Raw genomic sequence first — 14,463 nt, forward strand, 5'->3', positions numbered from 1 at the left:
TCAGAAGCCCATTTTCAAAAATTCACGTTCTTGCCAACTGAACCATGGCATCAGTTCGATATTCATCGTCCTGCCGCGTGCACGCTTGCAAAGTTCAGCAATGTCGGCGGGGTAATCGAAATACACACCAGCGCCGCTTTTGCGATCCACATCCCACAACGAGAGAGACTTAGGCCGCTCGTTGCGGATTGCCTTCAGCGAAGCCGCGACAGCCTGTCCGCGACGCGCGAACGCAATCAGGTCAAGCCCAACCGTCCAGCGCCAGTCGTAATCGCGATCCGGGCGCGCATACACCGTGAAACCGTTGTCCTCGTTCGCGATGCGGCCGATGAACGAGACAAGCACCCAAGCGGCAGGTTGTTTGCCTTGTTCGCGCAGGGCGGCGATCTGGGAAGCGTTGGCAGCCATCACAGGTATTTCTCCCCACTCGCGAACAGTGGGACCACGTTGCTTTGTCCAAGCTGACCGACATAGCTCGCGAACTTCGTGGCGTTGAACAACGTTTCAGGCCGCAGGTACTGAGACCACTTCTCGTCGTTCAGCCATTCATCAGTCTTTGCGTCGATAACGGCTACGCAATCAGCCTCGGTTGCTCCCTCCTTGAGGCGAGCGCGTATCAGCTTGAGGTTCGACTCAACCGGCTTGTAAGACCTACCCGACTTTTCGTTCAGGTGGGCAAGGATTGCCTTGGCAACGTCCGGCTCGCCGGACATATGCTTTTCTTTATCTTCTCTACTCTTATCTAATCTATCGTTCCCGAGCGTTGCATCGTGTTGCATCTGCGTTGCATCCGTTGCATAGCGTTTCTTTTCGTCCCTGTGTTTGCGACTGCGTTCCGTACTGGAAAGCGCGCCGGTATTGGGATTGCCGGAATCTTCGCGCTTCGGTTGGCGATCCTCCCAACGAGCGAGACGGCCATCAACAATCAGATTTTTCTCAACCATTGCATCGAAAATCTTGCGAACGCTTCCATCGTCCAAACCAAATGCAACGTCGTAATCGTTGCAATCGAACGATGCAACGTTGCCGCGCGTTGCATCTGCGTTGCATTGCGTTGCATTGCTCGCGCATTCCAGAAGCGCAGCCCAAACAGCGATAACCGATGCGACTGTCTGCCCGCTCTTGCGAGCGACCCATCCGAACTTGGGGTCGTTCACCGTGCCATGCCACCAGCGGAGCCAATCCATTTCCTACCTCAGTTGTTAGTGCCGGCGGTTGACTGGTGTGAGTCTGCGTAGCAAGCCTCGGAGAGCCACTTACAGACGACCGGGATTTGATCTGGATGCAAGGTGACGACTGAATTCCCGCCATTCCCGTCATCCTGCTGAATCCAGATAACGCCGCCTTCATTCGTGATCTTGACGCCGAACATTTCCATCTCACTTCCCTTAATCATCCGAACCAACGACTGGCAGAGAAGGTGCGCCTGTTGCTTCTTGGCCTTCTTGCTTTTCAGGCGGGCGATGTTCGTCGCCATGCGATCTTGATCGCGTTGCATTTCAGGCTTCATGTTCAACAGGTCACGCTTCATCGCTGTTGCTCCAACCGCATAAAGCGGTCACGTTTTCTTTACTCATATGGCATCGAAGTGCCAAATTTACCGATATATGGGCCGCGAAAAGCGGCTCTCGCCGCTCACAATTTTTTGACCCTTATCGTCCTATGCTGCGTTCTGGGCTCCCCCAGGAAGTCCCCCGGATCTGTCCTGAACCACTCAACTTCCATCTTCGAAAGTGGCTCGGGCGATTCGATAATCCGTTGTGATCGCCCTCGGACATACCGGCTGTACCTGATGTGGCCGTCGTTGGCGGCCTCGATACGGACTAGCGGTATGTGATTAAAGATTCTCTCGTTCATGCGGCCCTGGTCTCCAATCGTTGTGACAACTGCTCCTCAACGAGTCGAGAAACCAGCGCCTGCATTTCCGGGGAAAGTGCAGGTTCCGTTTTCTCGATCATTTCTTCAAGCTGGGTTTCGCGGCGAGCCGCGTATTGGCGAATCGCCCAGTTTGAACAAATGCGCTGAAGAACAAGTTCTTGATCGGTAGTCAGATAACCTTTGCCCATCTTTACTTTCGCCAGGTGCGGGCCGCTGAAGCCCAGATACCCGGCGATTTCCGCTTCGCTCATACGACGAAGGCGGTACTCGAACAGAGACGAACGGCGTCGCTGTAGTCCTTGCACGACTTGATCAACAGATCATCAAGGGAGCGCATCGGCGGAACGTCAGTAATCACCGGAAGGGACAACTGAACGAGTTGGTCGAAGCTTTTCATCGAAATCGCCTTTAATTGACTGTTGATGCGTCTTGCTTTAACTGTTGGCTATAGGGAAAATAATTGGCGTCACATCGGACGCCAAGAAGAAAATTTGAAACTCTTAAATTGTTGCTGCACGCGCCAACTTTTCCTTACCGCTGGAGCCGCCGATGGGTGGCTGGACGTCATCACTCGATTCGACATCGGTAATCTCGTTTGCCTCGATTTGCCGCTGACGAAGCAATTGTTGAAGGTCAGTGACAAGTTGATAGGAGGGGCGCGCTTTCCCGATCTTTCCGTTTTGGATCTCGGAGATGGTCGACTGAGCGCAATGCACCGACGCCGCAATTTCCGCCTGGGTCATGCCGAGGCGCTTCAATTCGAGAACGATGTGTTGGATGTCCATGAATCAAAGTATAGGCGTACCGATATCGGAATGCAATAGGCAAACCTATGCCATTCTGTATCAGAATTCCGATAATTATGAAAACTACGCTAGGATCACGTCTAAAGCAGGCGCGCAAAGAGGCGGGGCTAACTCAAAAAGAGTTGGCCGCAAAAACGGGTATCAAACAACCGACCGTCTCTGAGTTAGAAAACGATACCTATCAAGGATCGTCTTATGCGCCCCAGATCGCCGCAGTGCTCGGCGTGGAGGCTCTATGGCTCTCGTCCGGGAAGGGGCCGCAGCGCTCTCAGCACAATTCCTCGTCAGCCAATGGGCCGAGCAAGTCGCCAACGACGCCCGTTATCGCTGGATTGGAAGCGGGAAAAGAAGCTACGATTGGGAAAACAAAGCCAGCAGCGTATGGGAATTTTGAACATGCGCCAGTGGGCTATCGAGAGATCCCAGTAATTAGTTACGTGCAGGCCGGCATGATGACAGAAGCAGTAGACCCATTCTCATTGGGCGACGGGTTTGAAACACTAACCACCGATCTGGATTTATCTGGGGGAGCGTTCGGCCTCATCATCAAAGGGCTGTCCATGTCCCCTGAATTCAAGGAGGGGGATAAGGTAATCATCGATCCGGCCGTTGCTCCGCACACGGTGATTTCGTTGTGGCTAAAAACACCGAAGAAGAGGCCACCTTCAAGAAGTACCGGCCGCGCGGGACGAGCGAGCGCGGCGAGATGATTTTCGAGCTGGTCCCGCTGAATGATGATTTCGCGACCCTTCATAGCGAGCGCGATCACCTTCACATTATCGGGGTCATGGTCGAGCATCGTAAGTACCGACGACGCTGATCTCACGATTCAAAGCTCCCCTGTTTGCAACCAAGCCCGCCGCGAGCGGGCTTTTTTGCGCCCTCAACTAGCCAGAATAAAAATCTCCAAAAAATATCGGATCGCCTATTGACTCAAAGTATCGGCATGCCTATACTTCACTCCATCAACAGCAGCAACCCAGCGCAACGGCGCGACGATCGGGGACAGCGATCGTGCTCTTTAAAAATTGACGACCGATGAATAGATGCGAGCAATCGTGTCCAGCCCAATGCCTCGTGCGGCTGAAGTAAAAGCGCGAGAAATGGCGGCCTGATGAGCTGCTACCGAAAGGCGCCCCGTGTCGATGGCGTGGTAATCGATGCAAACGTCCCCGGCCCGGAGCTGGCTTGCCAGGTGTTGCCGCGGCGGGGACGTAAAGCAATGTTGAGTGAATGACGCTGTGCGGCGTGGAGAGCAGACACGCAACGCAAGCAGGGAGCAGGCCTGCAACCCCTAGCGCATTGAATGGAAGCCCGTTGATTAATTACCTTTCGGTACGTTCCCGGCTTCGCGCAGCGTGGGTGGGGGTTCCAATAGCTAAAACTGGTAGCCAGATTCGCGACTGGCCACAGCGTCATTCACTGAGCAACGCAGCAGATTCAGGGAACGGGAATGCGCAGGCTGATGCGCCTTGTGAAAGCGATCGCAACGGAACTAAGTAACGCCATGGGGCGGCCCTAAAGCGATTCGCGAAGCTTGGGGAGGCACCGCAAGCCCGAAAAGTCATGCCAGAGATCAGCACCGGCCCCGTTCCCTGAGTTTGTTTTATTGCCGGATGAGTCCGTTGGCCGACGGTATGAATCAATAAGAGTTGCGTTGCGGTTAGCTACCGCTTTTCTGGTTACCCAGACACAACCCAAGGGGTTCGAATCCCCGATCCGGCTCCATTCAATACAGCAATCTAAATCGCGCCCGTTCCAACGAGTAGGCGCCGCTTGGGTGTTGTCAAACAGAAAGTTAGGACAACTGGAGATATCTATGAGCGAAATCAATAGCGCAATCGAACTGCCGGAACTCCGCGAAGGCGAAATCTACCTCTGCGGCCTCGTCAACGGTAATGGCAGCGTGACGCACACGATCTTGCTTCCGGGTGATAACGACGACGCCAACTGGAGTGCGCAGCTCGAATGGGCGAAAAGCATCGGCGGCGATCTGCCGACGCGCGTGGAACTCGCAGTTGCGTTCGAGCAGCATCGCGATCAGTTTCAGCGCGACTGGTATTGGTCGAATCAGGATCACGAGGACGATAGCGCCTACGCCTGGTATCAGGACTTCGGCGACGGCTACCAGAACGACGACCTCAAGAGCGACGACGTTTGCCGCGCGCGGGCCGTCCGCAGATTAATTATTTAGTCTTTATCAATTTAATTCGAGCACGCCGGAGATGCTTTATGAGGGAGATCCCGCTGTCAAAGGGCTTGACCGCTATTGTGGATGACGAAGACTTCGATACCTTGCGAGGCTTCAATTGGTTTGTATCGAGTTGGGGATATGCGGTAAGGAATGCGGGTGGAAAACAAATTCGTATGCATCGACAAATAATGGGTGTCGAAAACAATCGGCAAATTTTGATCGATCATATCAATATGGATCGACTTGACAATCGACGATCAAATCTGCGTTCCTGCACGCAGTCACAGAATCTTTCAAATCGCCCTCTCCGAAAAATTCCACAGGATTCAAAGGCGTCACAAAAAGGAATAAAAAATGGACGCCGAGGATTTTTTACAAGGGGCGTATGAGACATCTGGGTTGTTATACGACACCTGAAGAGGCACACGAAGTCTATTGCTTGTGGGCTGATTTGATTCAGGGCGAATTCGCGCATTATGGAGTGAAAGCATGTCCCTCTACGCCGACTTAACCCGCGAGCCGATACGCCAGCGGGTATCGCGGTACATCTTAAGGTATTGGTTGCACTACAGCGAGTACAGAAATAGTCAGTTTGTGCGCACCGTCGATCTCGTTAGCGAGGTTGTGTGGTGTTAGCCATTTACTTCGAGAGGGTAGCGACATGCCCACATGGATTTACTGGACCGCACTTATTGCTGCGGCAGACGTAGCACTGGTGCTGTTTTTCAAAGGTGCAGCGCGAAAAGATGAGCCGCGCGAGTTTCGGCGGATTCGAGCAATGGAGGGGCCGCAATGAGCACGATCCACCAAGGCAACATATCCGAACGCCTCAAGAAGTGTATCGCCGAGATAACGGGCCTCAACGCTGAAGAGATCGCCGACACATCTTCTTTCGCTGACCTCGGTTGCGATTCCATCGAACTACTCGAAATCGTAATGGCTGTGGAGGACGAATTTGGGATCGAAGTTTCGGATGACGACGGCGATAAGTTGAAGACGGTTCAGCAGGCGATTGATTACGTTACGGCGAAAGTTTAATCTCCATTCGGAAAACAACATGAGCGCAGATAAACGCAGCGTAGCGACCGACGCACTGGAAACTCTCGGCACGATCATCGACGGCTCGCAGGCGCGCGATGCCATTCACCTGGCGGTTGAGCCTGTGATTGCCGCCCACAACATGGAACCCGGCGCGCACGTCGGCTTGATGGCTGACGGCAGAGCATCCGAGATTGCGGACAAGCATGTAGGCATCGTCGACCCGTTCTTGAAGGATGGCGTTTGTGCGGGGGAGCGCTTCTGGCTCGTCGTCTATCCGCGTCAGATTACTTCGCTTCGCCATGTTTGGGAGCACCCAGATTTCGCACGATCGCCAGATGTAACGCTCGCACCGCAATACAGCGAATCTGAGCAATGGATTCGCAACTTTGCCGATCGTGTGAGCCTTCAATACGACATATTGATGGATGGCGCTCGCGATTGGGTGGATAGCCAAAAGCGCGGTAGCTGGGGGGAATACCTCTGTTTCGGCGGTCTGCTCGAAGGCGAGAGTGTGCCGGACGAGTTTTGGCCACACTACGAAGCTGTAACGGGTGAAAAGGTTGAGGAAACTCATCGCGGCTCGTTCTTCACCTGTAGCTGCTGATTTTCAAAGCGACGGCCGCTCTAAGCATCTATAAGCCGCTGAGGTGCAATGCCTCCGCCCGGTCCCCGTCAACGGACCGCCCTGATGTGTGCGTCATGCCGCGGCCGGGTTGATCTCCGGTTTGGCGTGGGCGGTCCCAGCAGTTCGAATCTGCAACGCATGGCGCACGCATGAGGGTGAATCTCGAAAGAGACGACGGAGTTTGTCGCCGACACGTCAAGCGTGTGACCGATACGCCGAAAGGCTGGTAGTGCGCGACACGCCCTCACCAATGCGCCCGAAGCCGCGACCGAAAGGCCGGATCTGAGGGGTAGACCGCCGCAGTTCCCCCAGGCGGGCAGTCGGGTGGAAGCCCCGGCCCATATACATAGGAGTCCGATATGTCAGAAATAATCGAACTAGCCTGCTTCATCAAATGCGACGGCGGCCTTGAAATCGACAATGCCGATTTGGTACTGGTCTACGAAGAACACATGAACGATCGCATCGAAATCAAGGCGAAAAGCATCGTGCCCCATGTGAGCGATGCGCAACTTGTTCGTGCGATCAGGGACGCGCTTAAACAGCGCAAGGCAGATTCGAAGGTTGAAGCGGCGCAGGCTGCGGCGGGAGTGTGAGATGAAAACTTCTGGGCGAAGGTATTTTTATTCTCTCGGTTTTCGGTCCGTCGACCCTAGCTATACCGGTCCCAGAACCGAGTCACTTAGCCATCAATGGGCTCTCGATTCATTCACCCAAGGACAACATGACGGTCGATGGGCCCGTGCTCGAAATATCACAAAAGAGTGGCCTACGCAAAAACTTGTCGATTCAATTACAGGGAAATGAAATGAAAGTCACTTTGACGGGCTTCCTCATGGCCCAAAAGCTCACCCGATACGACTATGAGCAACGCTGCATCGTCGGCGATTTGAATGTTACGTTCAGTCACTACGATTCGTCGATCTATAACGCCGATCAAGTTGTTATCGGACCCCATTCGTTTGAGGTCGAAGTCCCGGACGACTTTGATATGCGAGATGGCCTCGTTGCCAATCTCCAGCGCGAAGCGCAAGGCCGCTGCCGAATATCAAGCCCGCATCACTGAACTTGACGGCCAGATTGGCAAGTATCTCGCCATCGAAAACGCTGCGGAGATTCGCGATGTACACCACACCTGAGTTCGAAATGGCATGTCGAATCAACACGGTTGCCTGCATCGTTTTCTTCGCCCTGTTCGTTGTACTCGCGATTCTGGAAATGGTGCCCGGCGTCAATAACTGGCTGTTTTCGCTGTTTGGAGGTGCGCTTTGAAAACCATCAAACGTCTGGTTGACTGGAATGACCGGCGCCGTGCCCGCGAAGCCGTGCAAGCGTATTGCGATGACCGCGTGAAGGCAATTCGCGCTCTCGATACGGCGCATCGGCTCGCCCTTCGTGCAACGGAAGAGGCGGCGAAGCTTGAAGCGGAACAATTCCGCGCTGCGTTCTTCGGTGGCCGAGATCAGGTGCATTCAGGGTTCATGGAGGGATCGGCAAAGCTGTTCGGTATTGCTGAACCCACGCGCTATACGGTGAGCGTGTTGCCGTTGACCGCAATCGCACCCCTTCGTTTGGTGAAGGCAGCATGAAGTCATTCATCAACTGGACTAACCGAAACCATCTACTCGCCGCCTGCCTCGGCCTATTCGTCTACATGGCAATTCTTATTGCCGCCAGTGCATGGGATGAGCATGCGGATAGTACGGTTAGGGCGCAGATTGTTGCGCAGCACGCCACATAATTCAATTCCGATTTGTCGGATTCGCGGCTAAGGAGCCGGACATGGACAACCAAAAGACACACTGGAAGCGACTCATCAATCCCGATTACATCGGGGCCTACGCGCTAAATCCGGACGAGGATTTGACGGTAACGATTGACTATGTGCAGCGTGAGCAGATCGTCGGAACGGATGGCAAGAAGGAAGAAGCCACGGTTGCACACCTCAAGGGCAACAAGCCCCTCATCCTCAATGTTACGAACTCGAAATCAATCGCCAAGCTCTACGGTCCGTACATTGAAGAATGGGCGGGAAAGGAAATAACCCTCTACGCGAGCATGACCAAGGCGTTCGGTGATGTTGTCGAGTGTCTGAGGATTCGTCCCAATGTAGCCAAGAAGAAAAAGCCGTCGATTACACCAGATCGCCTGAAGAATGCAATCAAGTCTATCGTATCCGGCCAGTACACGACGGAGAAGCTCCGCGCCAATTTCGACATCACCAAGGCGCAAGAGAAAGAAATTAACGACGCTGTGCGCGCTGCCGTGGAGGAAAAGAGAATGCTTAAGATTCGTTGTTCGTCACTGAGCAAGATCATGACTGAACCGAAGTCGAAAACGGAAAAGCTTTCAGTCGGAGCGAAGACGTACATCGAAGATCTTGCAAAGGAATTTGTCTACAACTACCAAAAGGTAGTTACCTCGAAAGAAATGGAGAAGGGGACGCTCGTTGAGCCGCACGCAATCCAACTGATTAATGACGTGTTTTTCACTAGCTACGAGAAGAATGCCGAGCGGCGTGAGAATGAATGGCTAACTGGTGAGTGCGATATCTTCGTGCCAACTACAAAGATCATTGATGTCAAATCTCCTTGGTCGCTCGCCACGTTTCCTGCCACTATTTTTGCGGGACAGAATAAAGATTACGAATGGCAAGGGCGCGGCTACATGATGCTCTGGGATGTTGATCTTTTTGAGATCAATTATTGCATGGTCAACACACCCGATGAACTTATTCGATTCGAGGATCCGAACGTTCATTACGTTGATCACATTGAACCATCTCTTCGCGTTACACGCGTGCCATATGAGCGCGATTCGGAACTTGAAGAAAAAATCAAGGAAAAAGTGGAAGCTGCCCGCGAATACTTCAACGAAGTAGTTGATTTGATCGCAATGGAGCATGCCGCCTAATTTACCGCCTCAGCATCGCAGCGGATCGGCACAAGCGTTTCCCGCGGAAGACGCGATGCAGAGGCCCAATTTCTCAACAAGGAGATGCAATGCAGCAACTTCAAATTCCGCCGCTCGAAGAAGGCGAAATCTACATCGGTGCGATCGGCGACAAGAATGGCGATTTTTATCATGTGATCTTGCTGCCCGGCGACAACGGCTATGCACCGTGGCAGGAGCAGATGGATTGGGCAAAGAGCATCGGCGGTGATCTTCCGAATCGCATCGAACAGGCCATGCTCTGGGCGAACCACAAGGATCAGTTCGAGCAGGACTGGTACTGGAGCAACGAGACGTATCACCGCAATGACGCCTACGCCTGGTATCAGGGCTTCGGCATCGGCGGCCAGAGCTACTACGGCCACAAGGACGACGACAGGTGCCGAGCGCGGGCCGTCCGCAGATTGCCCATTTAATCATTCATCTATTTCAACGGAGCATCGCAATGACGATCACGCTTGAGGCCATCGAGGCCAAGCAATCGGAGATTTCGAAGTTGATCGAATCGTTCAAGAAACAGTCAACTCGCAGCACCATTACGATTTTGGGCGCGACGATCAAGCTGGAGGCTGGCGAACATTACGCCGGCATCATTCTCGGAGACGACGGGCAACCGCTTCATCACTTGATTCTTCTCCCCGGCGACGTAGACGAAAAATCGTGGTCGGACGCGAAGTCGTGGGCCGCAGAGCAGGGCGGGGAATTGCCGACTCGACGCGAACAATCACTGCTATTCGCGAATTTGAAACAGTGTTTCGAGTCACGTTATTACTGGTCGGCGGAAGAGCGTGAATCGGATTCCGCCTACGCCTGGTGTCAGGACTTCGACGACGGCTTCCAGTACGACGGCCACAAGGCCAGCAGCGGTTGCCGAGCGCGGGCCGTCCGCAGGATAGCGGTAGGAGCATGACTTGGCGACCATCGAAAGCCTGATGAGTCGCACGCGAAAAGTCGGCGACTGTCTTGAGTTCACAGGTTACATCTGCAAAGCGGGCTATGGCCTCGTTTGGCACAACGGCAAGAACCGACTGGCCCATAGGGTGTCGTTTGATCTTCATCACGGAACGATTACGGATGGACGCGATGTGATGCATTCCTGTGACAACAGAAAATGCCTCAATCCAAAGCATTTGAATCTCGGGACGCGATTAGAAAACATGCAGGACATGATCGCGAAGAGAAGAGACAAACATCCCTGCGGATTGCACTCTGGAATGTCGAAAATCACGCCCGAGATTGCCATAGAAATCAGGCGTAGATATACGCCATATAGTCGGACGGATAGTTCTTGCGCTTTGGGGCGCGAGTTTGGCATTTCACAGGCCGCAGTATGGGCAATTATCACCGGCAAGACATGGGCTGATTGCTCGTAGCTACTTTGGTCTGCTGCGTCAGGCTAGCGCGAGTCATCAGGACCGCGCTGCACTAGCCAATGTGGTCCGCAGTCAAGGTCATGCGGTCGACGGCGCGCTCACGAAGAGCTATCGACGGGCACTCCATCAGTAACCCTTTCCGTCGGCAGCAAATCCCGCTGTCGGCGTGTGTTGAGGCGCCTGTCCGGGCCTCCTTTTTCGAGAGACATGATGGAATTCACCGTCCCGCAACTTGTTCGCCACAAACCATCGGGTAACGTTCTGGTAACGCGACGCTATTACGAAGCGACTCAATCGCGCGGTGCAGGCTATAGCTGCTCACCAGTCAAGAACAGCAACACAACGCGCGGCTATCCCATCGATGAGCTTGAGGCGATGGTACGAAAGCGCGGCGTGATTGATTACGACCTCGATATCGTGCCTCGCGCTCAGGGCGTCCTCAATTGGGAGGTTATTGAGCCCGTTGATCTTGCGCTGACTCTCTCGAACGTCGCCGCATGCGCTGGATGGACCGCATACCCCGAAATCGCGTGGGTGCAGAAGCCGGGTGACAACAGGAAGTCGTGGGCGCGCATCTTTCTCCATGGCACGCAATGGGGCGGTTGGACGGGGCAGGCTCACGCCATCGTATATGAGGGCGGTCAGTCGAAGTATCCGAGTCACTTGCGCGATGCGGTAGTTGATGCCGCAGTGCGTGCCGTGCACAAACGCAGCGAGCCAGCTGGAAATCTAGCCGCAGCCGTTCTGGATATGGAAGCGACGAAATACTACCAGCGCGAGGCCGCGATGCCATCAGCGTGGCTCCTGTCGATCTGCAAGCATGAAGTCGTCGACACCGGCACCGCAGATAGCAAGATGCGCGGCTGGCACCCTGCACACTGCTCGAAATGCGGCATGAATCTGTCCGTCGATTCGAGCGACTGAACCCCAACTGATTGAGTGAGACGAGCATGAGCGATATTCGGCATCAACTACGCGATCTAAGAGTCAAGGAAGGTGTCACGCAAACAGATCTCGCAAAATCCGTGGGGCTGAATAGAACCTCGATCACGAACATTGAGTCGCTGCGTCAGAAACTGACGATGGACAACCTAATCTGCATTGCGGACGCGCTCGACTATCGAGTCGAGGTCAAATTCGTCAAGCGTCGCTAACCCACCACTAACGCAGAGACGCATATGAGCGATACCGCAAAGAAGCTCCAGCAGATCCAGGTCGTGCGAGACGAAGACGGCTACTTCCACCATCCCGACCTGCGCCACTTCTGGGACGTGACGATGGGTGGCGCCGAGCATTGCACGAAGGAGCAGTGGCAGGCATTCGAGGCGGAAGCAGGCGTCAAGACGCAGATCGTCTACCTCGAAAGCGAGGACATGAACCACCCAGCTTACGTCGAGTACTTCGAGAAAGGTGGTGGCGTCGGCCTGGAATCCGGCGCCGCCTTCCGGTTGGTGGCTGGTCGAAATCAGCGATACCGAGGATGGCCCGTTCGCAGTCTGGGCAACGCATGCCGACACTCACGAGGATTGAACCAACATGGATGCTAAAGAACTGAAGCCGTGCCCGTTTTGCCGTAGCAGCGACGTGTGGACTGAATCCGCGCTGGGCAAACGCCAAGTGCTATGCAACTCGTGCGAGGCGTCCGGGCCTACTGAAGAGACGGACGACGAAGCAATCGACTCGTGGAATCGACTCGCCGCTATCCCTTCCGATGCAGCGCAAGCGCCGATCATCGCTTGGGTGCGCGCCGACGATCCCACCGACGCCGTTTCGGATGCAAAAAAGCGCGGCATGATCGAGAGCGCCGGGGCACCCGGCAAGAAGCTCGCCGCGTGCTATTCGGTGCCTGCATACGCCGCTCCCGTCGCCCCTGCTGCGGCAGCGCCGAAGCTTGTAATCGACGGCAAGCCGACCGAGAAAGGCATCTACGCGTGGATCGTCGAAGGCTCTGCGGCACTCGTGCACGTCCACAAGCGTCCGACCGATCATTCCCCGGGCAACGTGCTCAACGGCTCGCTGATCCATAACTGCGCGTTCTACGATGGCTGCGCCATTGATCAATGGACTGGCGGAACTTGGTACGGCCCGCTCAAGCATCCTGCCGCCCCTACGCCTACCGTCGCCGCAGATGCGGCAGCGCCGAGCCTGACGCAAGACGAAATCGACATGCTGATTCACGTGCTGCCGGAGCACTTCGGCCTTGATCGCGCGCAGCAGATCATCAACGCGCTGAAAGCTGCTCCTGCACCCGCAGCGCAGCCCGACGAGCGCGCGGATGCACTGCAAGATATGGCTTTCGTGAACGGCGTGCAGGCCGGCTATAAATTCGGCTTGGTCGAGGATCACGCTGCCTATGAGAAGTGCATCGCGGCGCGCGACGGCTATTTGAAAGTGCTGCGCGAGACGAGCGCCACCATTCAGCACTCCGACGCGCAAAGCGAACGGCAACGCCCGGTCGCGTGGGAATGCGCATCGCCGATTGGCGAAAAGCCCGCGCTTGCGTTTCTCACGTCGAAGGCCCCGACGCGAGAGCACTACGAGGCCCAGGGGTGGCGCGTTACGCCCCTCTATCTCGCCGCCCATCCCACCGAGCAGCGCATGAGCGATGCGGAACGCGGAGAAAGTCATGAGTAGTGAATTGAAACACTGCCCGTTTTGCCGCCGATTGCTTTCCGGGATTCAGCCATCTCTCGGTCTCGTGCAGGTCGTATGTGAGATATGCGAAGCGGCTGGACCGACAGCAGAGACAGAGGAGGAAGCCATCTCTGCATGGAACTCCGCTGACCCTGCATTGGTTGCGGCATTGCAAAAAGCGCTAGCTTACTGGATGCCCAAAGTGTTTGATGATCGCTCGGCGCATGACGCGTATCTGCTCGTCGGATACGAAGGCGAAGACGAAACCAGTTGCTGGGGCGATCAGATGGTCGCCGCGCTTCCTCGCTGGATGCCCGTCGACGAATCGCTGCCGACCGAACCTGGATGGTATCTGGCGATCCTTAAGCCCGATAACGATTGGGGACTCATGAGCGATACGGCACTGCAAGTCGAATTCGATGCGTACACGAACAAGCCCAAAGCGTTCACGTGCTTTTACGACCATCACGGCGACGAGGATATTACTGAGGCCGTCACACACTGGATGCGCATGCCTTCCATCGACGCCGCCCGCAAAGGATCCAGCCAATGAGCGAAAAGCGAGTCTGCTACTGCCACCGTTGCTGGAAAGAAACGGAAGAGCACGGCATCGGCTTTTGTGCTGAATGCTACAACCCGGCCTACGACACCTATTTCCTGCCGATGGACCGCGTGCGTCATAAGGCGACGGGGGAGGAATTGACGATCAACAGCGCGCACTACTTTTCCGTGGATGGGCGCCCCATGTTTAGTGTCTGTCGGAGACTCAAGCCCGGCGAAGAGCATCCTGGGCAACTCTACTATCAGGACGAGTGCGAGTTTGTCCATCGGCACGTTTTCCGTCCGTACAAGGGAATCCGCCGTTGCGACTGCGGGCAGATTTTCACCACGATGGCGGACACGATGCCGCCGAGAGAAAAGGTGACATGGCAATGACTATGCAAAAACATCGCGTACCGC

At 55.0% G+C, this 14,463-nt stretch carries 23 protein-coding genes and 1 pseudogene; 19 read left to right on the forward strand and 5 right to left on the reverse strand.

The window, feature by feature from the left end:
- From FAZ98_RS31875 to FAZ98_RS31900, 5 genes are all read right to left on the reverse strand, one after another.
- Nucleotides 1–408: a hypothetical protein gene (locus tag FAZ98_RS31875; RefSeq protein ID WP_158957709.1), complete on the reverse strand. Its 408-nt coding sequence runs from the start codon at nt 406–408 to the stop codon at nt 1–3.
- Nucleotides 408–1,187, reverse strand: a complete 780-nt coding sequence (locus FAZ98_RS31880; protein ID WP_158957592.1) for a conserved phage C-terminal domain-containing protein — start codon at nt 1,185–1,187, stop codon at nt 408–410. The genes FAZ98_RS31875 and FAZ98_RS31880 overlap by 1 nt, the downstream gene beginning before the upstream one ends.
- Nucleotides 1,188–1,195: 8 nt before the next feature.
- A complete protein-coding gene (locus FAZ98_RS31885; RefSeq protein WP_158957711.1) occupies nt 1,196–1,531 on the reverse strand; it encodes a hypothetical protein in 336 nt (111 codons plus the stop codon).
- 322 nt (nt 1,532–1,853) lie between these two features.
- Nucleotides 1,854–2,129, reverse strand: coding sequence for a hypothetical protein (locus FAZ98_RS31890; RefSeq protein WP_158957713.1), 276 nt, complete (start codon nt 2,127–2,129; stop codon nt 1,854–1,856).
- Between the two features lie 249 nt (nt 2,130–2,378).
- Nucleotides 2,379–2,663: a helix-turn-helix domain-containing protein gene (locus FAZ98_RS31900; protein ID WP_158957598.1), complete on the reverse strand. Its 285-nt coding sequence runs from the start codon at nt 2,661–2,663 to the stop codon at nt 2,379–2,381.
- A gap of 77 nt (nt 2,664–2,740) precedes the next feature.
- Between FAZ98_RS31900 and FAZ98_RS31905 the strand changes: the two are divergent.
- The 19 genes and pseudogenes from FAZ98_RS31905 (at nt 2,741) to FAZ98_RS31995 (ending at nt 14,439) form a co-directional block, all read left to right on the forward strand.
- Nucleotides 2,741–3,504: pseudogene (locus tag FAZ98_RS31905) on the forward strand (S24 family peptidase).
- A 999-nt stretch (nt 3,505–4,503) separates the two neighbouring features.
- On the forward strand, nt 4,504–4,878 hold the full coding sequence (locus FAZ98_RS31910; protein WP_158957603.1) for a DUF1566 domain-containing protein: 375 nt from the start codon (nt 4,504–4,506) through the stop codon (nt 4,876–4,878).
- 188 nt (nt 4,879–5,066) lie between these two features.
- A complete protein-coding gene (locus FAZ98_RS36235) occupies nt 5,067–5,267 on the forward strand; it encodes an HNH endonuclease (protein ID WP_407672169.1) in 201 nt (66 codons plus the stop codon).
- 403 nt (nt 5,268–5,670) lie between these two features.
- Nucleotides 5,671–5,916 (forward strand): acyl carrier protein, encoded by a 246-nt coding sequence (locus FAZ98_RS31920; RefSeq protein ID WP_158957607.1) that lies wholly within the window; start codon nt 5,671–5,673, stop codon nt 5,914–5,916.
- 19 nt (nt 5,917–5,935) lie between these two features.
- Nucleotides 5,936–6,523 carry a hypothetical protein gene (locus FAZ98_RS31925; protein WP_158957719.1) on the forward strand — a complete coding sequence of 196 codons (588 nt, stop codon included), beginning with the start codon at nt 5,936–5,938 and terminating at the stop codon, nt 6,521–6,523.
- 380 nt (nt 6,524–6,903) lie between these two features.
- Nucleotides 6,904–7,140, forward strand: coding sequence for a hypothetical protein (locus FAZ98_RS31930; protein ID WP_158957609.1), 237 nt, complete (start codon nt 6,904–6,906; stop codon nt 7,138–7,140).
- Nucleotides 7,141–7,352: 212 nt separating this feature from the next.
- Nucleotides 7,353–7,610, forward strand: a complete 258-nt coding sequence (locus tag FAZ98_RS31935) for a hypothetical protein (RefSeq protein ID WP_158957721.1) — start codon at nt 7,353–7,355, stop codon at nt 7,608–7,610.
- A 56-nt stretch (nt 7,611–7,666) separates the two neighbouring features.
- A complete protein-coding gene (locus tag FAZ98_RS31940) occupies nt 7,667–7,816 on the forward strand; it encodes a hypothetical protein (protein ID WP_158957613.1) in 150 nt (49 codons plus the stop codon).
- Nucleotides 7,813–8,133 carry a hypothetical protein gene (locus FAZ98_RS31945; RefSeq protein ID WP_158957615.1) on the forward strand — a complete coding sequence of 107 codons (321 nt, stop codon included), beginning with the start codon at nt 7,813–7,815 and terminating at the stop codon, nt 8,131–8,133. Before FAZ98_RS31940 ends, FAZ98_RS31945 begins: the two co-directional genes overlap by 4 nt.
- Before the next feature lie 193 nt (nt 8,134–8,326).
- Nucleotides 8,327–9,457, forward strand: coding sequence for a hypothetical protein (locus tag FAZ98_RS35845; RefSeq protein WP_233272956.1), 1,131 nt, complete (start codon nt 8,327–8,329; stop codon nt 9,455–9,457).
- Nucleotides 9,458–9,546: 89 nt separating this feature from the next.
- Entirely contained in the window at nt 9,547–9,912 is a 366-nt protein-coding gene (locus FAZ98_RS31955; RefSeq protein ID WP_158957621.1) for a DUF1566 domain-containing protein, read from the forward strand.
- A 29-nt stretch (nt 9,913–9,941) separates the two neighbouring features.
- Nucleotides 9,942–10,406 carry a DUF1566 domain-containing protein gene (locus tag FAZ98_RS31960; protein WP_158957623.1) on the forward strand — a complete coding sequence of 155 codons (465 nt, stop codon included), beginning with the start codon at nt 9,942–9,944 and terminating at the stop codon, nt 10,404–10,406.
- 1 nt (nt 10,407) lies between these two features.
- Nucleotides 10,408–10,869 (forward strand): HNH endonuclease signature motif containing protein, encoded by a 462-nt coding sequence (locus FAZ98_RS36010; RefSeq protein ID WP_158957625.1) that lies wholly within the window; start codon nt 10,408–10,410, stop codon nt 10,867–10,869.
- A gap of 207 nt (nt 10,870–11,076) precedes the next feature.
- Nucleotides 11,077–11,793, forward strand: a complete 717-nt coding sequence (locus FAZ98_RS31970; protein WP_158957723.1) for a hypothetical protein — start codon at nt 11,077–11,079, stop codon at nt 11,791–11,793.
- Nucleotides 11,794–11,819: 26 nt separating this feature from the next.
- On the forward strand, nt 11,820–12,023 hold the full coding sequence (locus FAZ98_RS36240; RefSeq protein WP_158957629.1) for a helix-turn-helix transcriptional regulator: 204 nt from the start codon (nt 11,820–11,822) through the stop codon (nt 12,021–12,023).
- A gap of 24 nt (nt 12,024–12,047) precedes the next feature.
- On the forward strand, nt 12,048–12,416 hold the full coding sequence (locus tag FAZ98_RS31980; protein WP_233272957.1) for a hypothetical protein: 369 nt from the start codon (nt 12,048–12,050) through the stop codon (nt 12,414–12,416).
- A complete protein-coding gene (locus tag FAZ98_RS31985; protein ID WP_158957633.1) occupies nt 12,406–13,503 on the forward strand; it encodes a Lar family restriction alleviation protein in 1,098 nt (365 codons plus the stop codon). Before FAZ98_RS31980 ends, FAZ98_RS31985 begins: the two co-directional genes overlap by 11 nt.
- Nucleotides 13,496–14,056: a Lar family restriction alleviation protein gene (locus FAZ98_RS31990; RefSeq protein WP_158957725.1), complete on the forward strand. Its 561-nt coding sequence runs from the start codon at nt 13,496–13,498 to the stop codon at nt 14,054–14,056. Before FAZ98_RS31985 ends, FAZ98_RS31990 begins: the two co-directional genes overlap by 8 nt.
- Entirely contained in the window at nt 14,053–14,439 is a 387-nt protein-coding gene (locus tag FAZ98_RS31995) for a hypothetical protein (protein ID WP_158957639.1), read from the forward strand. The genes FAZ98_RS31990 and FAZ98_RS31995 overlap by 4 nt, the downstream gene beginning before the upstream one ends.
- The last annotated feature ends 24 nt before the right edge of the window (nt 14,440–14,463 follow it).

The sequence above is a fragment of the Paraburkholderia acidisoli genome (assembly GCF_009789675.1).
GTDB classification, from domain to species: Bacteria; Pseudomonadota; Gammaproteobacteria; order Burkholderiales; family Burkholderiaceae; genus Paraburkholderia; species Paraburkholderia acidisoli.